General features: G+C 69.6%; 18 protein-coding genes. 7 read left to right on the top strand and 11 right to left on the bottom strand.

Annotated elements, in window-relative coordinates; all coding sequences use genetic code 11:
• Positions 1 to 61 precede the first annotated feature (61 nt).
• Entirely contained in the window at positions 62 to 3,208 is a 3,147-nt protein-coding gene (ileS, locus tag ACFW9O_RS25310) for an isoleucine--tRNA ligase (protein WP_384612328.1), read from the bottom strand.
• A gap of 566 nt (positions 3,209 to 3,774) precedes the next feature.
• Here ileS and ACFW9O_RS25305 point away from each other — a divergent pair.
• Genes ACFW9O_RS25305 through ACFW9O_RS25290 form a run of 4 tightly spaced genes read left to right on the top strand, consistent with a single transcriptional unit; the run spans position 3,775 to position 6,706 of the window.
• The gene (locus tag ACFW9O_RS25305) at positions 3,775 to 4,596 is read left to right on the top strand and encodes a TraR/DksA family transcriptional regulator (protein WP_384612326.1); all 822 of its coding nucleotides are present in this window, start codon (positions 3,775 to 3,777) and stop codon (positions 4,594 to 4,596) included.
• Between the two features lie 57 nt (positions 4,597 to 4,653).
• Entirely contained in the window at positions 4,654 to 5,268 is a 615-nt protein-coding gene (lspA, locus tag ACFW9O_RS25300; protein WP_384612325.1) for a signal peptidase II, read from the top strand.
• A 23-nt stretch (positions 5,269 to 5,291) separates the two neighbouring features.
• Positions 5,292 to 6,233, top strand: a complete 942-nt coding sequence (locus tag ACFW9O_RS25295; protein WP_329212032.1) for an RluA family pseudouridine synthase — start codon at positions 5,292 to 5,294, stop codon at positions 6,231 to 6,233.
• A complete protein-coding gene (locus tag ACFW9O_RS25290) occupies positions 6,230 to 6,706 on the top strand; it encodes a GNAT family N-acetyltransferase (RefSeq protein WP_384612323.1) in 477 nt (158 codons plus the stop codon). The genes ACFW9O_RS25295 and ACFW9O_RS25290 overlap by 4 nt, the downstream gene beginning before the upstream one ends.
• Before the next feature lie 46 nt (positions 6,707 to 6,752).
• Here the strand turns inward: ACFW9O_RS25290 and ACFW9O_RS25285 are convergent, their stop codons facing one another.
• Positions 6,753 to 7,898: a mechanosensitive ion channel domain-containing protein gene (locus ACFW9O_RS25285; protein WP_351178952.1), complete on the bottom strand. Its 1,146-nt coding sequence runs from the start codon at positions 7,896 to 7,898 to the stop codon at positions 6,753 to 6,755.
• 37 nt (positions 7,899 to 7,935) lie between these two features.
• On the opposite strand from ACFW9O_RS25285, the gene ACFW9O_RS25280 reads away from it, so the two are divergent.
• The gene (locus ACFW9O_RS25280; RefSeq protein ID WP_351178949.1) at positions 7,936 to 8,520 is read left to right on the top strand and encodes a dienelactone hydrolase family protein; all 585 of its coding nucleotides are present in this window, start codon (positions 7,936 to 7,938) and stop codon (positions 8,518 to 8,520) included.
• A 52-nt stretch (positions 8,521 to 8,572) separates the two neighbouring features.
• On the opposite strand, the gene ACFW9O_RS25275 is transcribed toward ACFW9O_RS25280, so the two are convergent.
• The 4 genes from ACFW9O_RS25275 to ACFW9O_RS25260 form a co-directional block, all read right to left on the bottom strand.
• Positions 8,573 to 10,222 carry an alkaline phosphatase D family protein gene (locus tag ACFW9O_RS25275; RefSeq protein ID WP_384612320.1) on the bottom strand — a complete coding sequence of 550 codons (1,650 nt, stop codon included), beginning with the start codon at positions 10,220 to 10,222 and terminating at the stop codon, positions 8,573 to 8,575.
• Positions 10,223 to 10,369: 147 nt separating this feature from the next.
• A complete protein-coding gene (locus ACFW9O_RS25270; protein WP_384612318.1) occupies positions 10,370 to 11,185 on the bottom strand; it encodes a DsbA family protein in 816 nt (271 codons plus the stop codon).
• 56 nt (positions 11,186 to 11,241) lie between these two features.
• Complete coding sequence (locus tag ACFW9O_RS25265) at positions 11,242 to 11,967, bottom strand: hypothetical protein (protein WP_384612316.1); 726 nt, start codon at positions 11,965 to 11,967, stop codon at positions 11,242 to 11,244.
• Positions 11,968 to 12,012: 45 nt separating this feature from the next.
• Positions 12,013 to 13,338 carry a DUF2252 domain-containing protein gene (locus ACFW9O_RS25260; RefSeq protein ID WP_351178937.1) on the bottom strand — a complete coding sequence of 442 codons (1,326 nt, stop codon included), beginning with the start codon at positions 13,336 to 13,338 and terminating at the stop codon, positions 12,013 to 12,015.
• A gap of 169 nt (positions 13,339 to 13,507) precedes the next feature.
• Between ACFW9O_RS25260 and dnaE the strand changes: the two genes are divergently transcribed.
• Positions 13,508 to 17,047: a DNA polymerase III subunit alpha gene (dnaE, locus tag ACFW9O_RS25255; RefSeq protein ID WP_384612314.1), complete on the top strand. Its 3,540-nt coding sequence runs from the start codon at positions 13,508 to 13,510 to the stop codon at positions 17,045 to 17,047.
• A gap of 160 nt (positions 17,048 to 17,207) precedes the next feature.
• On the opposite strand, the gene ACFW9O_RS25250 is transcribed toward dnaE, so the two are convergent.
• From ACFW9O_RS25250 to ACFW9O_RS25230, 5 genes are all read right to left on the bottom strand, one after another.
• Positions 17,208 to 17,780, bottom strand: coding sequence for a Clp protease N-terminal domain-containing protein (locus tag ACFW9O_RS25250; protein WP_384612312.1), 573 nt, complete (start codon positions 17,778 to 17,780; stop codon positions 17,208 to 17,210).
• On the bottom strand, positions 17,780 to 17,989 hold the full coding sequence (locus ACFW9O_RS25245; protein ID WP_329207492.1) for a helix-turn-helix domain-containing protein: 210 nt from the start codon (positions 17,987 to 17,989) through the stop codon (positions 17,780 to 17,782). Before ACFW9O_RS25245 ends, ACFW9O_RS25250 begins: the two co-directional genes overlap by 1 nt.
• A gap of 31 nt (positions 17,990 to 18,020) precedes the next feature.
• Entirely contained in the window at positions 18,021 to 18,551 is a 531-nt protein-coding gene (locus ACFW9O_RS25240) for a GNAT family N-acetyltransferase (RefSeq protein ID WP_384612311.1), read from the bottom strand.
• A 17-nt stretch (positions 18,552 to 18,568) separates the two neighbouring features.
• Complete coding sequence (locus ACFW9O_RS25235) at positions 18,569 to 19,534, bottom strand: zinc-binding dehydrogenase (RefSeq protein WP_384612310.1); 966 nt, start codon at positions 19,532 to 19,534, stop codon at positions 18,569 to 18,571.
• A gap of 161 nt (positions 19,535 to 19,695) precedes the next feature.
• Positions 19,696 to 20,934: an NADP-dependent malic enzyme gene (locus ACFW9O_RS25230; protein ID WP_351167078.1), complete on the bottom strand. Its 1,239-nt coding sequence runs from the start codon at positions 20,932 to 20,934 to the stop codon at positions 19,696 to 19,698.
• Positions 20,935 to 21,455: 521 nt separating this feature from the next.
• On the opposite strand from ACFW9O_RS25230, the gene ACFW9O_RS25225 reads away from it, so the two are divergent.
• Positions 21,456 to 22,418: an ABC transporter substrate-binding protein gene (locus ACFW9O_RS25225; RefSeq protein ID WP_351167080.1), complete on the top strand. Its 963-nt coding sequence runs from the start codon at positions 21,456 to 21,458 to the stop codon at positions 22,416 to 22,418.
• Positions 22,419 to 22,432: the final 14 nt, after the last annotated feature.

Here is a 22,432-nt window from a genome sequence, read left to right as displayed (position 1 = left end):
GGACAGGAAAGGGCCCGGCCGGAGGGTGTCCGGCCGGGCCCTTTCCTGTCCCCGCTGGGGGTCAGCTCGTCTTGCGGAGGCGGAACGTCAGGGACAGGCCCTCGTCCTCGAAGGCGGTGCCGTACGTGGGGTCGGCCTCGCCCTCGGCGTAGTCCAGGGCCAGGACCTCGTCCGCGATCAGCGACGCGTGCTCGGTCAGGGCCTCGGCCGTCGCCGGGGACGTGGACGTCCAGCGCACCGCGATACGGTCCGCGACGTCCAGGCCGCTGTTCTTGCGGGCCTCCTGGATCAGCCTGATCGCGTCACGGGCCAGGCCCGCGCGCCGGAGCTCCGGGGTGATCTCGAGGTCCAGGGCGACCGTGGCACCCGAGTCGGAGGCCACCGACCAGCCCTCGCGCGGGGTCTCGGTGATGATGACCTCGTCGGGGGAGAGGGTGATCCGCTCACCGTCGACCTCGACCGAGGCGTTGCCCTCGCGCAGGGCCAGCGAGAGCGCCGCGGCGTCCGTGTCGGCGACGGCCTTGGCGACCGCCTGGACGCCCTTGCCGAACCGCTTGCCCAGGGCCCGGAAGTTCGCCTTCGCCGTCGTGTCGACCAGCGAGCCGCCGACCTCGGACAGGGAGGCCAGCGAGGAGACGTTCAGCTCCTCCGTGATCTGGGCGTGCAGCTCGGCGGAGAGGCTCTCGAAGCCCGAGGCCGCTACCAGGGCGCGGGACAGCGGCTGACGGGTCTTGACGCCCGACTCGGCACGGGTGGCACGCCCCAGCTCGACCAGGCGACGGACCAGCGCCATCTGCGTGGAGAGCGCCGGGTCGATCGCCGACAGGTCCGCCTTGGGCCAGGTAGACAGGTGCACCGACTCCGGGGCGTCCGGGGTGACCGGGGCGATCAGGTCCTGCCAGACCCGCTCCGTGATGAACGGGGTCAGCGGGGCCATCAGCCGGGTGACCGTCTCGACGACCTCGTGCAGCGTGCGCAGGGCCGCCTTGTCGCCCTGCCAGAAGCGGCGGCGCGAGCGGCGTACGTACCAGTTGGACAGGTCGTCGACGAACGAGGACAGCAGCTTGCCGGCGCGCTGGGTGTCGTAGCTCTCCAGCGCCTGGGTGACCTGGTCCACCAGGGCGTTCAGCTCGCTCAGCAGCCAGCGGTCCAGGACCGTGCGCCCGTCCGGCGCGGGATCGGCCGTGGACGGTGCCCAGCCCGACGTACGGGCGTACAGGGCCTGGAAGGCGACCGTGTTCCAGTAGGTCAGGAGCGTCTTGCGGACGACCTCCTGGATCGTGCCGTGGCCCACGCGGCGCGCCGCCCACGGGGAACCGCCGGCCGCCATGAACCAGCGCACGGCGTCGGCGCCGTGCTGGTCCATGAGCGGGATCGGCTGGAGGATGTTCCCGAGGTGCTTGGACATCTTGCGGCCGTCCTCGGCGAGGATGTGGCCGAGGCAGACCACGTTCTCGTAACTGGACTTGTCGAAGACGAGCGTGCCGACCGCCATCAGCGTGTAGAACCAGCCGCGGGTCTGGTCGATGGCCTCCGAGATGAACTGCGCCGGGTAGCGGCTCTCGAAGATCTCCTTGTTCTTGTACGGGTAGCCCCACTGGGCGAACGGCATGGAGCCCGAGTCGTACCAGGCGTCGATGACCTCGGGGACGCGGTACGCCTCCAGCTGGCAGTTCTCCTGCGAGCACGTGAACGTGATCTCGTCGATGAACGGACGGTGCGGGTCCAGCTCCGACTGGTCGGTGCCGGTGAGCTCGCCCAGCTCCGCGCGGGAGCCCACACAGGTCAGGTGGTCGTCCTCGCAGCGCCAGATGGGCAGCGGGGTGCCCCAGTAGCGGTTGCGGGACAGGGCCCAGTCGACGTTGTTGTTCAGCCAGTCGCCGAAGCGGCCGGTCTTGACCGAGTCCGGGAACCAGTTGGTCTTCTCGTTCTCCTCGAGAAGCCGGTCCTTGACCGCCGTCGTGCGGATGTACCAGGACGGCTGCGCGTAGTACAGCAGCGCCGTGTGGCAGCGCCAGCAGTGCGGGTAGCTGTGCTCGTACGGGACATGGCGGAAGAGCTTTCCGCGGGCGTCCAGGTCCGCGGTGAGCGCCTCGTCGGCCTTCTTGAAGAAGACGCCGCCGACCAGCGGCAGGTCTTCCTCGAAGGTGCCGTCGGGGCGGACCGGGTTCACGACCGGGAGGCCGTAGGAGCGGCAGACGACGAGGTCGTCGGCGCCGAACGCGGGGGACTGGTGGACCAGACCCGTACCGTCCTCGGTCGTGACGTACTCGGCGTTGACCACGTAGTGGGCCTCGGCCGGGAAGTCGACGAGCTGGAACGGGCGCTCGTACGTCCAGCGCTCCATCTCGCGGCCGGTGAAGGACTGGCCCGTGAGCTCCCAGCCCTCGCCGAGGGCCTTCTCGACCAGCGGCCGGGCGACGACCAGCTTCTCCTCGCCGTCCGTCGCGACGACGTAGGTGACGTCGGGGTGCGCGGCGACGGCGGTGTTGGAGACCAGGGTCCAGGGGGTGGTCGTCCAGACCAGGAGGGCCGCCTCACCGGCCAGCGGGCCGCTCGTGAGGGGGAAGCGCACGAAGACCGAGGGGTCCACGACCGTCTCGTAGCCCTGGGCCAGCTCGTGGTCGGACAGACCGGTGCCGCAGCGCGGGCACCAGGGGGCGACGCGGTGGTCCTGGACCAGCAGGTCCTTGTTGAAGATCTCCTTCAGGGACCACCACACGGAGTCGACGTACTCCGGGTCCATCGTGCGGTAGGCGTCGTCGAGGTCGACCCAGTAGCCCATGCGGGTCGTGAGCTCGGTGAAGGCGTCGGTGTGGCGGGTCACGGACTCGCGGCACTTGGCGTTGAACTCGGCGATGCCGTACGCCTCGATGTCCTTCTTGCCGTTGAAGCCCAGCTCCTTCTCGACCGCGAGCTCCACCGGCAGGCCGTGACAGTCCCAGCCGGCCTTGCGGCCGACGTGGTAGCCCTGCATGGTGCGGAAGCGGGGGAAGACGTCCTTGAAGACGCGGGCCTCGATGTGGTGGGCCCCGGGCATGCCGTTGGCGGTCGGCGGGCCCTCGTAGAAGACCCACTCGGGGCGGCCCTCGGACTGTTCGAGGCTCTTGGTGAAGACCTTGCTGTCACGCCAGAAATCGAGCACGGCGTGCTCGAGGGCGGGCAGGTCGACCTGGGCGGGTACCTGGCGGTACTGCGGCGATGTCATGTGCGGGCTTCCTCCGGCGGACGTCTTCCACTTCCGTCGGAGGGACGAGAACCGGCAGGCTCCCGCGGTACCACCCTCCTTGGCCCCGGGCATGCGCCCGTGACCCCCTCATTGGGGTCGCGATGCCGGGTCTACTCGCCCTGCGACCGTGGGCGGGGCCCACGGTCCAAAGCTTTTCTTCCGGCGGCTCCGGGGTGATCTTCACGACGCGCTCGCCCCCGGGCTCCCACCGTCCCCGGGTCGCTGCGGGCTGCGTACGACGCTACTCGTCCCATCCATGCCTCTCGCTGCGGCCAGTGTACGGGCCCGTACGGCCGACGGCCGACCGGTTTACCGGCGGGGTGCGGCGTGACCCGAATGGCCAGACGGGGCGGAGGGAGTCCTGGCGGGCGTACCGGGAGCGGATTACCGGGCGGGGAGCTGGGCACAACGGTTGCAGGCGCGTCACGACCCGGGCACGGGGAGGGGCGAACCGGCGGCGTGCCCCGTTGCCGTGGGGCTGGGGTCGATTTATCGTCCCAGCACGATTCGCGTGCAAGATCACAATATGTGAAGGGGCCGCGGCCATGGTGGCGAAGAAGACCGCCGTAACACGAACGGCGTCGGCGGGATCCACGGGTCCGGTGGCCGAGGAGACGACCGGGAGGACAGCGAAGAAGGCGGCGAAGAAGGCGGCCAGGAAGGCGGCAGCGAAGACCGTGGCCGAGAAGGCCGCGGCCGGGCCGCCCGACGGGACGAGCGCCGCGAAGAAGACGGCGGCCCGGCCGCCGGACGAGAAGGAACGGGCCGATCGGGCTCCGGCGCACCACGGGCCGGCGAAGAAGAGCGCAGCCAAGAAGGCTTCGAAGAAGGCCACGGGGGCGGCCCAGGCCGCCGAGCAGACAGGAGCCCACACGGTGGTAGCCAAGAAGAGCGCCGGCCGGACCGCGGCGGTAGGAAAGGGCGGTGCCACAGCGGTGCCGCAGGCCCGGGTGGCCGCCGCGACGGCGCCCGGCGAGCTGGCGGTCAGGCCGGGGGAGGACCCCTGGACCCCCGAAGAGGTCGCGGAGGCGAGGACGGAGCTGTCCAGCGAGGTCATCCGGCTGCGCAACGAGCTGGAGGCATCGGGAGCGGCGCTGGCCGGGCTGATGCGGGACTCCGGCGACGGGGCGGGTGACGACGAGGCGGACACCGGCACGAAGAACATCACGCGCGAGCACGAGCTGTCCCTGGCGGCCAACGCCCAGGAGATGCTGGAACAGACCGAACGCGCCCTCGCCAGGCTCGACGCGGGGACGTACGGGCTCTGCGAGATCTGCGGCAACCCGATCGGCAAGGCGCGCATGCAGGCGTTCCCCCGGGCCACCCTCTGCGTCGAGGACAAACAGAAGCAGGAGCGACGCGGCTGACCGGGACGGTGTGTCGTACCCTCGTCCTCAGTCAGGCACCTAGGTTGAGGGACTCACGTGGCAGAGGCGGAGCGCATCATCGGTACGCCGGATATCCCTGATGCCGAGGGGGCTGAAGGGGCAGAGCCCCAGCAGCCCTCCGAGGGCGCGACCCGGGCCGGGAGCGACGACACGGGCGGCGGCAGGGGCAGGCGGAAGATCCTCGTGCTCTTCGTCGTGGCCGTGATCGCCTACCTCCTGGACCTGGTCAGCAAGATGATCGTGGTCGCGAAGCTGGAGCACCAGGAGCCCATCGAGATCTTCGGCGACTGGCTGAAGCTCGACGCCATCCGGAACGCGGGTGCCGCGTTCGGGATGGGTGAGGCGTTCACGGTGATCTTCACGGCCATCGCCGCGGTCGTGATCGTGGTGATCGCCAGGCTCGCGCGCAAGCTCTACAGCCTGCCCTGGGCCATCGCCCTCGGGCTGCTGCTCGGCGGAGCGCTCGGCAACCTCACCGACCGTATCTTCCGCGCACCGGGCGTCTTCGAGGGCGCGGTGGTGGACTTCATCGCCCCCGCGCACTTCGCCGTCTTCAACCTCGCCGACTCCGCGATCGTCTGCGGCGGCATCCTGATCGTGATCCTTTCCTTCAAGGGCCTGGACCCCGACGGCACCGTGCACAAGGACTAGTGGGCGCAAGGCATACTCGACAGGTGAGTACGTATCCCGAGGTCCGCACCCTGCCCGTACCCGACGGTCTGGAAGGCGAGCGTGTAGACGCCGCCATCTCCAGGATGTTCGGTTTCTCCCGTACCAAGGCCGCCGAGCTGGCCGCAGCCGGGAAGGTCCAGGTGGACGGTGCGGTGGCCGGGAAGTCCGAGCGGGTGCACGGCGGCGCCTGGCTGGAAGTGGAGATGCCACAGGCAGCCGCTCCGGTACAGATCGTTGCCGAGCCCGTCGAGGGCATGGAGATCGTGCACGACGACGACGACATCGTCGTGATCATGAAGCCTGTCGGCGTCGCCGCCCACCCCAGCCCCGGCTGGACCGGCACCACGGTCATCGGCGGCCTCGCCGCGGCCGGCTACCGGATCTCCACGTCGGGTGCCGCCGAGCGCCAGGGCATCGTGCACCGGCTGGACGTCGGCACCTCCGGGCTGATGGTCGTCGCCAAGTCCGAGCGGGCCTACACCCTGCTCAAGGCCCAGTTCCGCGACCGGGTCGTCGAGAAGAAGTACCACGCGCTGGTCCAGGGCCACCCGGACCCGATGAGCGGCACCATCGACGCCCCCATCGGGCGCCACCCGCAGCACGACTACAAGTGGGCCGTCACCGCCGAGGGCAAGCCCTCCGTGACGCACTACGACCTCATCGAGGCCTACCGCGCCGCCAGCCTGCTGGACATCAAGCTGGAGACCGGGCGCACCCACCAGATCCGGGTGCACATGTCCGCCCACCGCCACCCCTGCGTCGGCGACCTGACCTACGGCGCCGACCCGACCATGGCCAAGCGCCTCGGTCTGACCCGCCAGTGGCTGCACGCGGTCCGGCTCGGCTTCGAGCACCCTTCGGACGGCAGCTGGGTCGAGTTCTCCAGCACCTACCCGGACGATCTGCGCCACGCCCTGGAGACGATCGCGGCGGAGAGCGAGTGACCCCCGTGTCCGCCCCGTACAGCACCCGCAGGGCCGTCGAGGAGAACGACCTCTCGGCCTGCTTCCAGGTGCGCAAGAACGTCTTCGTCGGTGAACAGCAGGTTCCCGAGGAGATCGAGTACGACGCCTACGACGCCGACGCGGTCCACGTCCTCGCCGTCGCTGCGGACGGCTCCGCGCTCGGGACGGGCAGGCTGCTGCACGGCTCCGCGGCGGAGGGCAAGACCGGCGGCGCCGAAGCCGTCGGCTCCCTCGGCAGGCTCGCCGTGACCCGCGAGGCGCGCGGCCTCGGGGTCGGTGCCGCGCTCGTGCGCGCCATCGAGGACGAGGCACGCGCCCTCGGCCTGACCGCCGTCGACCTGCACGCCCAGACCCATGCGCTCGGCTTCTACGAGCGGCTCGGGTACGTGGCGTACGGCCCCGAGTTCCCGGACGCCGGAATGCCGCACCGGGCGATGCGCCGCACGCTCTGACCCCAGGGCCCGCCCGAGGCGCCCGACGGTGCCCGTGCGGGGCCGTTCAGCCGCGGCCCGTGCGCGGGGCCCTGCCGGGGGCCGGTACCCGGCCGTCGGGACGGTTCCGGCCGCTGTCCTGCGCACCCGTCAGCTCCGGCCAGTGGTCGCCCGGCGGCAGTACCGCGGGCGACGTCACGATCCGCGGCAGCGCGTACGGATGGTGGTCACGCAGCCAGCCGACGAGCTGCTCACGCACCGCGCAGCGCACCGTCCAGATGTCGTCCGCGTCCTTCGCGGTGACCACGGCCCGCACCTCGATCGTCGACGCGGTGGTGTCCGTGACGGCCAGTGACCAGTCGCGGCCGTCCCAGGCGGCGCACTCGCCGAGGATCTCGCGCAGCCGTTCACGCATCGCGGCGATCGGCGCCGAGTGGTCGAGCTGGAAGAAGACCGTGCCGGTCATCTGGATCCCGCCGCGCGACCAGTTCTCGAACGGCTTGCTGGTGAAGTACGACACCGGCATGGTGATCCGCCGCTCGTCCCAGGTCCGCACGGCGAGGAAGGTCAGGGTGATCTCCTCCACGGTGCCCCACTCGCCGTCCACCACCACGGTGTCGCCGATCCTGACCATGTCACCGAAAGCGATCTGGAAGCCGGCGAAGAGGTTGCCGAGCGTCGACTGGGCCGCTACACCGGCGACGATGCCGAGGACACCGGCGGAGGCCAGCATCGAGGTGCCGACGGTGCGCATCGCCGGGAAGGTCAGCAGCATCGCCGCGACCGCCACCGTCGCCACCACGGCGGTGACCACACGCTGGATCAGCGTGACCTGGGTCCGCACCCGGCGGACCCGGGCCGGATCGCGGGTGGACGTCGCGTAGCGGGCGTACGAGGACTCCACGGCGGTGGCCGCGACGCGCAGCACCAGCCAGGCCGACGCCGCGATCAGCACCAGGGTCATGGCCTGGCCTATCCCGGCCCGGTGGTCCCGCACCGGGTCGAGGCGTACGTGGATGTAGGTGGCCCGCAGCAGTGCCGTGCAGAGCACCACCTGCAGCGGAGGCCGGCAGCGCCGCAGCAGGCCCCAGACGGGCGTCTCGCTGTGACGGCTGTCCGCTCGGCGCAGCAGCAGATCGACCAACCAGCCCACCAGCAGAGTGATCACCAGCGATCCGCCCAGCACGAGCAGCGGTCGCACTACGTTCTCCATTCCCCGGTCCTCCAAGCGTTGGGGCACAGCTGGCACCATGGACGTCATGAACATCATGCTTTTCCACTCGACCTACGGTCTGCGGCCCGCTGTGCACGCGGCTGCCGACCGGCTGCGTGCAGCCGGGCATGAGGTGCGCGTGCCCGATCTCTTCGAGGGGCACACCTACGACACCGTCGAGGAGGGAATGGCCTTCAAGGACCAGGTGGGCAAGGACGAGCTGCTGAAGCGCGCCGTGCTGGCCGCCGCACCCTATTCCGACCAGGGCCTCGTGTACGCGGGCTTCTCCTTCGGGGCGTCGGTGGCGCAGACCCTCGCGCTCGGCGACGCGAAGGCGCGCGGACTGCTGATGCTCCACGGCACGTCGGACATCGCTACGAGCGCCTCGGTGGACGAACTGCCGGTGCAGCTGCACGTCGCCGACCCCGATCCGTTCGAGTCGCACGACTGGCTGAACAGCTGGTACCTCCAGATGCAGCGGACCGGCGCGGATGTCGAGGTCTACCGCTACCCCGGGGCCGGGCACCTGTTCACCGACCCGGAACTGCCCGACTACGACGAGGAGTCGGCCGAGCTGGCCTGGAAGGTCGGGCTCGGGTTCCTCGCCACGCTCCAGGCATGAGGGAGGGCCCCGCACCTCGGTGCGGGGCCCCTTGCTTCTCTCCTCGGCGCGGTCAGCGCACAGGGGCGTCGGCCCGTTCGATCTTCTGGGTCCCGCTGCGGGTGCGGTACGAGCGGACCCAGGACGCGGTCGCGTCCTTCTTCGTCTTGTCCGAGATCACGTAGTAGTCCATCTGCGACCGTTCGGCTGTCACGTCGAGGACGCCGTAGCCGTGCGAGTCCAGGTCGATCCACTTCACATGGCGGTTGGCGGCCTTGACCGCCGCCGCGGCGACCACCGAGACGGTCTGGGGCGCCACCCGGAGGATGTCGTCCAGGTTGTCCGAAGTCACCGAGGTCACCACGAACTCGGTGGCCGCCGAGGCCGACAGCGGGTAGGTCGCGGCCTTCACCGGGACGTCGTTGGCCCACGCCATGTGGATGTCACCGGTCAGGAACACCGTGTTGGTCACCGACCGGTCCCGCAGATGCGAGATCAGCTCCTTGCGGTCGTCCGTGTAGCCGTCCCACTGGTCGACGTTGACCGCGAGCCCCTCCCCGGGAAGCCCCAGCAACTCCGCGAGCGGCGCCAGCAGATGGGCCGGCAGCGCGCCGAACGCGACCGGCGAGATCATCACCGACGTACCGACCAGCTTCCACCGGGCGTCCGATCCGGCCAGCCCGGCCTTCAACCAGTCCAGTTGCGCCCGCCCGGTGATCGAGCGCTCCGGGTCGTCGACCGCGCCGTTGCCGATGGACGCCTGCTCGGAGCGGAAGCTGCGCAGGTCGAGCAGGTGCAGCTCGGCCAGGCTGCCGAAGCTCAGACGCCGGTAGACGGTGCCCTCGGTGGAGGCGCGCACCGGCATCCACTCGAAGTACGCCTGCTTCGCGGCGGCGACCCGTGCGGCCCAGGCGCCCTCGGTGCCCGGGGTGTGGTTCTCCGCACCGCCCGACCACGCGTCGTTCGCGAACTCGTGGTCGTCCCAGATTGCGATCACCGGGTGGGCGGCGTGCAGCGACTGGAGATCGGTGTCCGTCTTGTACGTGCCGTGCCTGGTCCGGTAGTCGGCGAGGGTGAGGATCTCGTGGAGCGGGGCGTGCGGGCGCACCACGGTGTCCTGGGTCGGATAACTGCCCGAGGCGTACTCGTAGATGTAGTCGCCCAGGTGGAGAACGGCGTCCAGGTCCGCGCGGGCCGCGAGATGCCGGTACGGGGAGAACCAGCCGGCCTCCCAGTTGGCGCAGGACACCACGCCGAAGCGGATCCCCGGGGTGGCCGTGCCCGCGGCGGGAGCCGTGCGGGTGCGGCCGACGGGGGAGCGGACAGGTTCCCCGCCGCCCGCGGAGAAGCGGAAGTAGTACGTCGTCGCGGGGCGCAGTCCACGGACGTCGGCCTTGACCGTGTGGTCGGAGGCGGCCTCGGAGACGGCCGTGCCCTGCGCGGCTATCCGGGAGAACGCCTTGTCCTCTGCGATCTCCCAGCGCACCGCCGTATCGGCGCCGCGGCCGGAGCCGGGCACGGCGTCGGCGGTGGGAGTGACACGGGTCCAGAGCAGGATGCCGTCGGGCAGCGGATCGCCCGAGGCCACGCCGTGCAGGAAGGCCGGGGCCTCCGCGGCCCGGGCACTTGTGGCGGATGCGAGCACGGGGGCGGCGACCGCTGTGGCGGCGGCGGCTCTGACGACCGTGCGGCGGCTGGGTGCGGAAAGATGTCGACTGGTCACGGACGATCACCCTACTGGTGGGTAGAGCGAACAGGCGGGCGAACAAAGGAAGTTCGCCCGCCTGTTGGGTATTCGCCGCCCGGAGTTACGCCCGGGATGCGCTCGCGGCCGCAGGTTCTCCCGCCGGCCCCAGGGTTCGTGAGCCGGTCAGCCCTTCAGCGCCTTGGTGATCGCCGCGTCGAAATCGGCCACCGTCATGGGCGCGTTCTTGCTGCCCTCCGCGGTGACGGTCTTGCCGTCCATCTTCAGCGTCGGCGTGCCCTTGACCCCGCTCTTGTCGAACGTCTCGGACATCTTCATCGCCCAGGCGTCGTACGTACCGTCCTCGACGTCCTTCTTGAACGCGGCGTTGCCCTTCAGTGCGTCCACCGAGTCCGCCACCTCGATCAGGTAGCTGTCCTTGGCGAACTTGTCCTGGCTCTCCTCGGGGTGGTACTTCGCGGAGTACAGCGCGGCCTTGTAGTCCAGGAAGGCCTCGGGGCTCACATCGAGCGCCGCACCCAGCGCACTCAGGGCGTTCTTGGAGCCCTCGCCGTTGTCGGAGTTGTCGATGAAGGTCGCACCGACGTACTTGATCTTGTACTTGCCGGCGTCGACGTCCTTGGCGACCGTCTCGCCGACCGTCTGCTCGAACGTGGCGCAGACCGGGCAGCGCGAGTCCTCGTACAGCTCCAGGGTCTTCTTGGCGGACGACTCGCCGATCACGACGGTCGTGCCGTCGTCGCCCGAGGTGTTCTTCGGCGCGGTCACGTTCTTCGCGTCCGCGGCCGCCTCCCAGCCGGAGGGCTTGTTCAGCTGCATCACGCCGTAGCTGACGCCGCCCGCGATCGCCAGCACGGCGACCACGGAGACGCCGACGACGACCTGCTTGCGGACCTTGTCCTTCTTGGCCTGGCGCTCGCGCTCGACGCGCAGCCGCTCACGGGCGGCCGACTTGTTGGCCTGGCTGTTGCGGTTGCTCATGACTATTTCTCCGTGTGTACGTGTGGGGTGGTCCGGGGTCTGCCGCGTGCTCGTGCTCAGGAAAAAGCACAGGCCGGGCGCGGCGGTCCCCTCCGTCCCACGGAGTGCACGAGGAGGCGGGCCGGGAAGAGCGGGCCGGACCGTCCGCCGGAGCGCGCGTCGCGCCGTGCGTGGCGCCGGGCGCTCCCCAGCACGGCGACGGCGGTCAGCAGCGGCCGGAACGCGACCGCGGCCGCCGCGCGCAGCACTCCCGCCAGCGCGGACTCACCGCGCCGCAGCCACGCCGCGGCCAGCAGGCCCACGGTCACGTGCGCGGCGAGCAGCAGCCACGGCACGGCAGGGCCGGGCGAGGCCAGCAGGGCGGCCGCGCGGTCGCCCGTGCCGGTCACCCCCGCCAGCGGTGTACCGACCGCGGCCACGTCCGCGAGATGCGAGGAGCCCGTGCCCGCCTCGCCACCGCACAGCACGTCGACGCCCACGGAGCGCAGCGGGCCCGCGATCGGGCCGCCCGCCGCCCCGTAACAGAGGTGCTGTCCGGTGGTGAACACGGTGTCGGCGGCCAGCTCCAGCGGAACCAGCAGCCCGGCGATCGCCCCGAAGCTGCGCTCCCGGCCCGCCAGCGCGAACGCCACGGCGAAGACGGCCCCGGCCAGCAGGACGACCGCCGTCAGCGGCAGCGGAACCCGGGAGAGCAGCACATGGGACGCGGAGGAGAGCGTGACGACGAGCGCGGTGAACAGCGCCGCGCGTACCGCTCTGATCTGCGTCCCTGATACGTCCATCGCCGGAGAGTGTGTCATGTGAACCTGTAAGCGAGCCCTAAGGACCTACAGGCCGGGGATGCGGCCGTTCCGGAAGAGGTCCACGAAGATCTGATGATCGGCGCGGGCGCGGGTGCCGTAGCTGTGTGCGAAGTCGACCAGAAGCTCCGCGAAGCCCCTCTCGTCCGCCGCGATCGCCGCGTCGATCGCACGCTCCGTGGAGAAGGGCACCAGCGAGTGCCCGCTCTCGTCGTCCGCCGCCGAGTGCATCGTCGCCGTCGCCCGGCCGAGGTCGGCGACGACCGCCGCGATCTCCTCCGGCTCGTCGATGTCGGACCAGTCCAGATCGACCGCGTACGGCGAGACCTCGGCGACCAGCTGACCCGCCCCGTCCAGCTCCGTCCAGCCCAGCCACGGGTCGGCGTGCGCCTGGAGCGCGCGCTGCGAGATCACCGTCCGGTGGCCCTCGTGCTGGAAGTAGTCCCGCACGGCCGCGTCCGTGATGTGCCGGGAGACCGCCGGCGTCTGCGCCTGCTTGAGATAGATCACCACATCGTTCTCCAGGGCGTCGCTGTTGCCCTCCAGAAGGATGTTGTACGAGGGCAGCCCCGCCGACCCGATACCGATGCCGCGACGGCCGACGACGTCCTTGACCCGGTAGGAGTCCGGCCGGGTCAGGCTCGACTCGGGCAGCGTCTCCAGATAGCCGTCGAACGCGGCGAGCACCTTGTAGCGTGTCGCCGCGTCCAGGTCGATCGCACCGCCGCCGGCGGCGAAGCGGCGCTCGAAGTCCCGGATCTCGGTCATCGAGTCCAGCAGCCCGAAACGGGTCAGGGACCGGGCGTCACGCAGCGCGTCGAGCAGCGGGCCCTCGGCGGTGTCCAGGGTGAAGGGCGGCACCTCGTCGTTCTTCGCACCCGTCGCCAGGGCGTGGATCCGCTCCCGGTAGGCCGCGGCGTAGACCCGGACGAGCTCGGTGATCTGGTCGTCGCCCAGCGCCTTCGCGTAACCGATCAGGGCGACGGAGGCGGCGAAGCGCTTGAGGTCCCAGGTGAAGGGACCGACATAGGCTTCGTCGAAGTCGTTGACGTTGAAGATCAGCCGGCCGTTGGCGTCCATGTAGGTGCCGAAATTCTCCGCGTGCAGATCGCCGTGGATCCACACCCGGCTGGTGCGCTCGTCGAGGTACGGCCCGCTGCGCTGCTCACGGTCCAGATCGGCGTAGAACAGCCCGGCCGAGCCGCGGTAGAAGGCGAAGGCCGAGCCCGCCATCTTGCGGAACTTCACCCGGAAGGCGGCGGGATCGGCGGCCAGGAGCTCGCCGAAGGCGGTGTCGAAAACGGAAAGGATCTGCTCCCCGCGCTGCTCGCCGCTGGGCTGCGTGTCCGACATCGCTGGGTGCCTCCTGCTACATGGCGTTCATGACAAATGGGGCGGGTGGCCCCGCCCTTCCAACGCGCGACCGTACCCCGGAGTGCCCGTCGCCTGTCACCTCCAAGACGTAGACTTCCCCGCTGTCCCCCCAAGCCGTCATCGCCAGTTTTCCCGGAGGCACCGCGCCGTGACCAAGCCGCCATTCACGCACCTGCACGTCCACACCCAGTACTCGCTGCTGGACGGTGCCGCGCGGCTCAAGGACATGTTCGAGGCGTGCAACGAGATGGGCATGTCGCACATCGCGATGACCGACCACGGCAACCTCCACGGTGCCTATGACTTCTTCCACTCGGCGAAGAAGGCCGGGGTGACGCCCATCATCGGGATCGAGGCGTACGTCGCCCCCGAGTCGCGCAAGCACAAGCGCAAGATCCAGTGGGGCCAGCCGCACCAGAAGCGCGACGACGTGTCCGGTTCCGGTGGCTACACCCACAAGACGATCTGGGCGGCGAACAGCACCGGGCTGCACAACCTCTTCAAGCTGTCCTCGGACGCGTACGCCGAGGGCTGGCTGCAGAAGTGGCCGCGTATGGACAGGGAGACCATCTCCCAGTGGTCCGAAGGCCTGATCGCGTCCACCGGATGCCCCTCCGGCGAGGTGCAGACCCGGCTGCGGCTCGGACAGTTCGACGAGGCGGTCCAGGCGGCCTCCGACTACAAGGACATCTTCGGCGAGGGCCGGTACTTCCTGGAGCTGATGGACCACGGCATCGAGATCGAGCGCCGGGTCCGTGACGGGCTCCTCGAGATCGGCAAGAAGCTGAACATCCCGCCGCTCGTGACGAACGACTCGCACTACACCTACGCCAGCGAGGCGACGGCGCACGACGCCCTGCTGTGCATCCAGACCGGCAAGAACCTCTCCGACCCGGACCGCTTCCGCTTCGACGGCACCGGCTACTACCTGAAGACGACGGACGAGATGTACGGCGTCGACTCCTCGGACGCCTGGCAGCAGGGCTGCGCCAACACGCTGCTGGTCGCGCAGCAGATCGACACCGCGGGCATGTTCGAGAAGCGCGACCTGATGCCGAAGTTCGACATCCCGGAGGGCTTCACCGAGATCACCTGGTTCCAGGAAGAGGTCCGGGTCGGCATGGGCCGCCGTTACCCCGGGGGTGTCCCCGAGGACCGGCAGAAGCAGGCCGAGTACGAGATGGACATCATCATCCAGATGGGGTTCCCGGGGTACTTCCTCGTCGTCGCCGACTTCATCATGTGGGCCAAGAACAACGGCATCGCGGTCGGTCCCGGCCGAGGCTCCGCCGCCGGTTCGATCGTGGCGTACGCCATGGGCATCACCGACCTCGACCCGATCACGCACGGACTGATCTTCGAGCGGTTCCTCAACCCCGAGCGTGTCTCCATGCCCGATGTCGACATCGACTTCGACGAGCGCCGGCGCGTCGAGGTGATCAGGTACGTGACCGAGAAGTACGGCGCCGACAAGGTCGCCATGATCGGCACCTACGGCAAGATCAAGGCCAAGAACGCGATCAAGGACTCCGCCCGTGTCCTCGGCTACCCGTACGCGATGGGCGACCGCCTCACCAAGGCCATGCCCGCCGACGTCCTCGGCAAGGGCATCGACCTCAACGGCATCACCGACCCGAAGCACCCGCGCTACAGCGAGGCGGGCGAGATCCGGGGGATGTACGAGAACGAGCCGGACGTCCAGAAGGTCATCGACACCGCGAAGGGCGTCGAGGGCCTCGTCCGGCAGATGGGTGTGCACGCGGCCGGCGTGATCATGTCCAGCGAGCCCATCGTCGACCACGCCCCGATCTGGGTGCGGCACACCGACGGCGTCACGATCACGCAGTGGGACTACCCGCAGTGCGAGTCGCTCGGCCTGCTCAAGATGGACTTCCTGGGTCTGCGCAACCTGACGATCATGGACGACGCCATCAAGATGGTGAAGGCCAACAAGAGCGTCGACCTGGAGATGCTCGCGCTCCCGCTGGACGACCCCAAGACGTACGAGCTGCTGTGCCGCGGTGACACGCTCGGGGTGTTCCAGTTCGACGGCGGGCCGATGCGCTCGCTGCTGCGCCAGATGCAGCCCGACAACTTCGAGGACATTTCCGCCGTCTCGGCCCTGTACCGGCCGGGCCCGATGGGAATGAACTCCCACACGAACTACGCCGAGCGCAAGAACGCCCGGCAGGAGATCACCCCGATCCACCCGGAGCTGGAGGAGCCCCTCAAGGAGGTCCTCGGGCTCACCTACGGCCTGATCGTCTACCAGGAGCAGGTGCAGAAGGCCGCCCAGATCGTCGCCGGGTACTCACTCGGCGAGGCCGACATCCTGCGCCGCGTGATGGGCAAGAAGAAGGCCGACGAGCTCGCGAAGAACTTCGTCCTCTTCGAGGCGGGCGCCAAGAAGAACGGCTTCTCCGACGCGGCGATCAAGGCCCTGTGGGACGTCCTGGTCCCGTTCGCCGGATACGCCTTCAACAAGGCGCACTCCTCCGCGTACGGCCTGGTCACCTACTGGACCGCGTACCTCAAGGCGAACTACCCCGCCGAGTACATGGCCGCGCTGCTCACCTCGGTCAAGGACGACAAGGACAAGTCCGCGGTCTACCTCAACGAGTGCCGCCGCATGGGCATCAAGGTGCTCCCGCCCAACGTCAACGAGTCCGAGTCGAACTTCGCGGCCCAGGGCGACGATGTGATCCTCTTCGGTCTCACCGCCGTACGGAACGTCGGCCAGAACGTCGTCGACTCGATCATCCGGTGCCGCAAGGCGAAGGGGAAGTACTCGAGCTTCCCGGACTTCCTGGACAAGGTCGAGGCGGTCGTCTGCAACAAGCGCACCGTCGAGTCGCTCATCAAGGCAGGCGCCTTCGACGAGATGGGCCACACCCGCAAGGGCCTGGTCGCCCACCACGAGCCGATGATCGACAACGTGGTGCAGGTCAAGCGCAAGGAGGCCGAGGGACAGTTCGACCTCTTCGGCGGCATGGGCGAGGCGGAGAGCGACGAGCCGGGCTTCGGCCTCGACGTGGAGTTCTCCGACATCGAGTGGGAGAAGTCCTACCTGCTCGCACAGGAACGGGAGATGCTCGGCCTCTACGTCTCCGACCACCCGCTCTTCGGCATCGAGCACGTGCTGTCCGACAAGTCCGACGCCGCTATCTCGCAGCTCACCGGGGGAGAGCACGCCGACGGTGCGATCGTCACCATCGGCGGCATCATCTCCGGGCTCCAGCGCAAGATGACCAAGCAGGGCAACGCCTGGGCCATCGCCACGGTCGAGGACCTGGCGGGCTCCATCGACTGCATGTTCTTCCCCGCCACCTACCAACTGGTCTCGACCCAGCTCGTCGAGGACACCGTCGTCTTCGTCAAGGGACGCCTCGACAAGCGCGAGGACGTACCCCGCCTGGTCGCCATGGAGATGCAGGTTCCCGATATCTCGTCGGCCGGGACCAACGCGCCGGTCGTGCTGACCATCCCCACCGTCAAGATTACCCCGCCCATGGTCAGCCGGCTCGGCGAGGTCCTCAGCAGCCACCGGGGCGACACCGAGGTGCGCATCAGGCTCCAGGGCCCCCGCAAGACCACGGTGCTGCGGCTCGACCGGCACCGGGTCAAGCCCGACCCGGCGCTCTTCGGTGACCTGAAGGTGCTGCTCGGCCCGTCCTGCCTGGCCGGCTGACAGTCCGCCCGGACCTGCGAGAGGGGCGGCCCCCCCCCCGGGGGGGGGTCCCCCCCGGGCCCGGCCGCACCCCACGACTGGGGGGCAGGACCAGCCCGGTGACGGTTCACGCCGGGTGGTGGGGCGGGCCCAATGGCAGGGGCAGGGGCGGGCCGGCGTGTCAGCCCGCCTTGGCCCGGCCTTCCCCCTCGCCCCCGTACAGCGCACGCTCCACCGTGGCGTACGTGGCGCCGTGTTCCGCGAGCACGTCGGCGACCACTCCGGGGCAGGCCGTCAGCGCCAGCAGGACGTGCTCCTCGCCGATGAACTTGTCGCCGCGCCCGAGGGCGACGCGCAGGGACTTCTCCAGGATGCCCTTCGCACCCCCGGTGAACGGGCGCTGCGCCGACCACCACCGGCGGCTCCTGCGGTCGCCTTCCAGGGCTCCCTCACCATGGGCCCCTTCGACCCTGGCCACGATCTCGGTGACGTCGATACCGAGACCGGCCAGCGCCTCCGTATCCGCCTTGGTGAGGCCGCCGAGGCGTCTGGCCTCGGCGAGAGCCGCCTCCAGGGAGGAGCGCCGGTCGACGAGGCCTAGGGACGCGACGGCGAAGGCCGCCCGGCTGCCTGTCCCGTCCAGCAGCGAGAGCAGCAGATGCTCCTCGGTGACCGAGTCCGAGCCGGTTCGCTCGGCATGAACCACGGCGCCCGTCACCGCGGCCCGGGCACCCTTCGTGAATCGCTCGAACATCAATGCCTCCCGTACTTCTTGTGCACGGCCTGCCGGCTGACACCCAGCTCGGCAGCGATCTCCTGCCACGACCAGCCCTGGGCGCGGGCGCTTCTCACTTGCACGGCTTCGAGTTGCTCGAGCAGCCGCCGCAACGCGGCTACGGCCCGCAACCCCACGCGCGGGTCGTGATCACCGGCACGTGCGGCGAGATCCGTTGCTTCGGTCATGACGTCAACTTACATTGACAAGGGAGAGGCGTCAACCAAAATTGACAGGATCGGTGGCGAGCCGGGCGTGCCGCTCCACGTCGTACCGGACGTCGCCGTAGCGGAGCTTCCCCCGTTCGAGGCCCTCCACCGCGAAGCCGGCCCGCTCGGCCACCTTGCAGGAGGCCGGGTTGTTCGTCCGGTGTCCGAGTTCCAGCCGGTGGAGTCCCAGGTCGTCGAAGGCCCAGCGGGCGAGTGCCCGTACGCCGGCGGCGGCAACACCCCCGCCACGTGCCCCCTCGACCGTCCAGTACGAGACCCAGCCCGTGTCGTGGACGTGGTTCACCGCGGTCACGGCGACACACCCGAGCACCAGGTTCTCCCGGACGACGGCCCACGCGTACCCGGTGCCGGCCGCTCGTTCCTTCTCCCGGTCGGCGATCCAGTCCAGGGCCTCGGCCGGGGACGTGACCGGCCGGCCCGACTGACGCGACATCTCGGCCGGGGCGAAGGCACCGAGGACGGCCGGGGCGTCGTACGGCTGCCAGGGGCGCAGCGACAGCCCCTCCGCGGCCGTCGGCACACTCCCGGTCCCGGCGGTCACGTGGTGGTCAGCACGATCTTCCCGAACTGGTCTCCGGCAGCGAGTCGCTCGAAGCCCTCACGGGCCCGGTCCAGCGGAAGGACCTCGTCGATGACGGGACGTACACCGGTGGCCGCGCAGAACGACAGCAGGTCCTCCAGTTCGTCCTTGGAGCCCATCGTCGAACCGACGACCTTGAGTTCCAGGAAGAAGATCCGGGTCAGCTCCGCATGCGCGGGACGGTCGCCGCTGGTCGCACCCGAGATGACCAGCGTGCCGCCGGGGCGGAGGGACTTCACCGAGTGGGACCAGGTCGCTGCGCCCACGGTCTCGATGACGGCGTCGACACGCTGCGGCAGCCGTGCGCCGGGCTCGTACGCCTCGATCGCACCCAGCTCGACGGCCCGCTTGCGCCTGGCTTCGTCACGGCTGGTGGCGTACACCCTGAGCCCGGCAGCCTTGCCGAGCACGATCGCCGCGGTGGCGACACCGCCACCGGCCCCCTGGACGAGGACGGAGTCGCCCGGCCGCACGCCCGCGTTGGTGAACAGCATCCGGTACGCGGTGAGCCAGGCGGTCGGAAGGCAGGCGGCCTCCTCGAAGGTGAGTTCCTTCGGCTTGGGCAGCACGTTCCAGCTCGGGACCGTGACCTGCTCGGCGAACGTCCCCTGGTAGCGCTCGGTGAGGATGGAGCGGGGCTCCCGGGGGCCGACGCCGTGCCCGGTCTGGCCGATCACCGAGTGCAGGACGACCTCGTTGCCGTCCTCGTCGATCCCCGCGGCGTCGCAGCCGAGGATCATGGGCAGCTTGTCCTCGGCGAGGCCGACGCCCCGCAAGGACCAGAGGTCATGGTGGTTGAGGGAGGCGGCCCTGACGGAGACGGTGGTCCAGCCGGATCGCGCCTCGGGAGCGGGGCGTTCGCCCAGCTCGAGTCCGTTGAGGGGCTGGTCCCGGTCGATGCGTGCGGCGTAGGCGGCGAACATGGCCCCGACGATAGGCGGTGACGCGCCGTGACGTAACTGCTCGATGGTGTGACGCTCGCCCCAACCGACTCGCCCCCGCAGGAACAGGGGTGAACAGGGGCGGGTGGGGGAACAGACCCGCGCAGCGGACCCGTTCCCCGACCCACCCCCGCCTCACCGCATCAGCGGCGTGCCACGCCCTCGGCCCGCGCGGCCGCGGCCACCGCGGCCGTGACGGCCGGAGCGACCCGCTCGTCGAACGGCGAGGGGATCACGTAGTCCGCCGCCAGTTCGTCGCCGACCACATCGGCCAGGGCGTTCGCCGCGGCGATCTTCATGCCCTCGGTGATCCGGGAGGCCCGGACCTGGAGTGCGCCCGCGAAGATGCCGGGGAACGCCAGCACGTTGTTGATCTGGTTCGGGTAGTCCGAGCGCCCGGTCGCCACCACTGCCGCGTACTTGTGCGCGATGTCGGGGTGGACCTCGGGGTTCGGGTTCGCCATGGCGAAGACGAACGCGCCGGGCGCCATCGAGGCGACCGCCGGCTCGGGAACCGTGCCGCCGGAGACTCCGATGAAGACGTCCGCGCCCGCGAGGGCCGTCTCCAGCGGACCGGAGAGGCCCGCCCTGTTCGTCAGTTCCGCCAGCTCACGCTTGACGTCCGTGAGGTCGTCGCGGTCCCGGCTGACAATGCCCTTGCGGTCGGCGACGGCAACGTCACCGATGCCCGCCTCCAGCAGGAACTTCGCGATGGCAACCCCGGCCGCACCGGCGCCGGAGATGACGCCGCGCAGATCACCGAGGGTCCGTCCCGAGAGCTTCGCGGCGTTGCGCAGTGCTGCGAGCGTCACGACGGCCGTGCCGTGCTGGTCGTCGTGGAAGACCGGAATGTCGAGACGCTCCTGGAGCCTGCGCTCGATCTCGAAGCACCTGGGGGCCGAGATGTCCTCCAGGTTGACCCCGCCGAAGGACGGCGCGAGGCGCACCACGGTCTCGATGATCTCGTCCGTGTCGGTGGTCGCGAGCGCGATCGGAACCGCGTCGACGCCGCCGAACTGCTTGAACAGGATCGCCTTGCCCTCCATCACCGGGAGGGATGCCTCGGGGCCGATGTCCCCGAGGCCGAGCACGGCGGTGCCGTCCGTCACGACGGCCACGACCTGCGACTTCCAGGTGTAGTCGTGGACGAGCTCGGGATTCTCGGCGATGGCGCTGCACACCTTGGCCACGCCGGGCGTGTACGCGAGGGACAGGTCGTCCTTGTCGCGGATGGGCACGGTGGCCTGCACGGCCATCTTCCCGCCGCGGTGGAGGGCGAAGGCCGGGTCGAAGGGCTCGTCCGCACTGCTGATGTCGTTCGCACTGGCCGCACCGTGCGTCTTGCTGTCGTCGCTGCGAGGATTGACGATCTCCGCTGCCATTGTGTTGACCCCTTAAGTCTTCATCGTTTGAGGGTGGCCACTCCTGGTTGAGGAGGGGTGGGCGGGCACCACGTACGTTCCCGGCACTGAGCGGTTGGCCCGCTCCGCAGGGGAGGTACGTACGCGCGGGCGCGCCGCACACGCGCCCTGGGCCCCGGATGAGGGGTGTAAAGGTCTTTCTTACCGGACGGACGGGGCCCCGGACGAGTCCATACCGCCTCGGTGACATGACTCATAGTCGAATATCTGGACAAGTCCACTAAGGGACATAAAGGTCGTCCGCCGGTCGAGACGCACCGGAGATTCTCCGGAAGAATGCTCGGTTTCCAACAGATGGTCCGGCCTTGCAGTACCGGCCCGTTGGGGTTCGGGGGTCGCCCGTTACCCGATTTTGACATGCCGGGTCCCCTGAATGGGCTAGCCCGAATGGCAAGATGCCGTAATCACACAAGGTTGCGACACCCGAAGTTGCGTGCCAACCCGATGACCAGCGTTCTTCTCACCGCCGGAGGATTCCGACCATGACCGCAAGCACCACGCGTCGTACGACCGCGAAGTCCCGGATTGCCGCGGTCTGCGCTGTCGCGGTCGCGGGCACCCTGCTGCTGACCGCCTGTGGCGACCAGACCGAGGGCGGCTCGACGAAGGCCGGTGACGGCACCGCGTCGAAGAGCGGTGCCCCGCTGTTCGACAAGCTCCCGGCGAAGTACCAGAAGTCCGGCGTCATCAAGGTCGGCACGAACGCCGAGTACGCCCCGATGGAGTCCGTCGAGAACGGCAAGATCGTCGGCGTCGACCCCGACATCGCCGAGGCGCTCGGCAAGCAGCTGGGCGTGAAGTTCGAGTTCACCTCCGGCTCCTTCGACGGTCTGATCACCGCCCTCAACACCGGTCGCCACGACATCGCCATGTCGTCCATCACGGACAACAAGCAGCGTCAGGAGGGCCTGGACGACAAGGGCAAGAAGCTCGGCAAGGGCGTCGACTTCGTCGACTACTTCCTGGCCGGCACCGCCGTCTACACCAAGAAGGGCAACCCCGAGGGCATCAAGTCCATCGAGGACCTGTGCGGGAAGGTCGCGGCGGTCCAGCGCGGCACCACGTACGAGGAGGCCCTGAAGAAGCAGTCCAAGGCCTGCACCGCCGGTGGCGAGAAGGCCATCAAGATCGAGTCCTTCGAGAACGACACCGAGGCCCAGACCCGTGTGAAGTCGGGCGGCGCCGTCGCCGGTGTCAACGACTACCCGGTCGCGGTCGACCTGGCCCGTAAGGCCGGTGGCGGCAACGACTTCGAGGTCGTCGGCGAGCAGGTCGACGCCGGCCCGTTCGGTATCGCGGTCAACAAGGACAACACCGAACTGCGTGACGTGCTCAAGGAGGCCGTCGACGCGATCATCGCCGACGGCTCCTACAAGAAGGTGCTGGACAAGTGGGGCGCCGGCACCGGAGCGATCGACAAGGCCGCCGTCAACGGCGGCAAGTGACCGTCGCACCACCG

Origin of the sequence: Streptomyces sp. NPDC059499, from assembly GCF_042749285.1 — a bacterium.
Lineage (GTDB): Bacteria > Actinomycetota > Actinomycetes > Streptomycetales > Streptomycetaceae > Streptomyces.
Note: the sequence above shows the minus strand (reverse complement) of the source record. Positions and strands in the feature narration are given on the sequence as shown.

What these genes read in the sequence shown, in the direction of transcription:
- ACFW9O_RS25305 (WP_384612326.1), top strand. Translation starts at nt 3,775, where the DNA reads ATGGTGGCGAAGAAGACCGCCGTAACACGAACGGCGTCGGCGGGATCC.
- ACFW9O_RS25280 (WP_351178949.1), top strand. Translation starts at nt 7,936, where the DNA reads ATGGACGTCATGAACATCATGCTTTTCCACTCGACCTACGGTCTGCGG.
- ACFW9O_RS25245 (WP_329207492.1), bottom strand. Translation starts at nt 17,989, where the DNA reads ATGACCGAAGCAACGGATCTCGCCGCACGTGCCGGTGATCACGACCCG.
- ACFW9O_RS25285 (WP_351178952.1), bottom strand. Translation starts at nt 7,898, where the DNA reads ATGGAGAACGTAGTGCGACCGCTGCTCGTGCTGGGCGGATCGCTGGTG.
- ACFW9O_RS25250 (WP_384612312.1), bottom strand. Translation starts at nt 17,780, where the DNA reads ATGTTCGAGCGATTCACGAAGGGTGCCCGGGCCGCGGTGACGGGCGCC.
- ACFW9O_RS25225 (WP_351167080.1), top strand. Translation starts at nt 21,456, where the DNA reads ATGACCGCAAGCACCACGCGTCGTACGACCGCGAAGTCCCGGATTGCC.
- ACFW9O_RS25230 (WP_351167078.1), bottom strand. Translation starts at nt 20,934, where the DNA reads ATGGCAGCGGAGATCGTCAATCCTCGCAGCGACGACAGCAAGACGCAC.
- ACFW9O_RS25270 (WP_384612318.1), bottom strand. Translation starts at nt 11,185, where the DNA reads ATGAGCAACCGCAACAGCCAGGCCAACAAGTCGGCCGCCCGTGAGCGG.
- ACFW9O_RS25265 (WP_384612316.1), bottom strand. Translation starts at nt 11,967, where the DNA reads ATGGACGTATCAGGGACGCAGATCAGAGCGGTACGCGCGGCGCTGTTC.
- ACFW9O_RS25235 (WP_384612310.1), bottom strand. Translation starts at nt 19,534, where the DNA reads ATGTTCGCCGCCTACGCCGCACGCATCGACCGGGACCAGCCCCTCAAC.
- ACFW9O_RS25260 (WP_351178937.1), bottom strand. Translation starts at nt 13,338, where the DNA reads ATGTCGGACACGCAGCCCAGCGGCGAGCAGCGCGGGGAGCAGATCCTT.
- ileS (WP_384612328.1), bottom strand. Translation starts at nt 3,208, where the DNA reads ATGACATCGCCGCAGTACCGCCAGGTACCCGCCCAGGTCGACCTGCCC.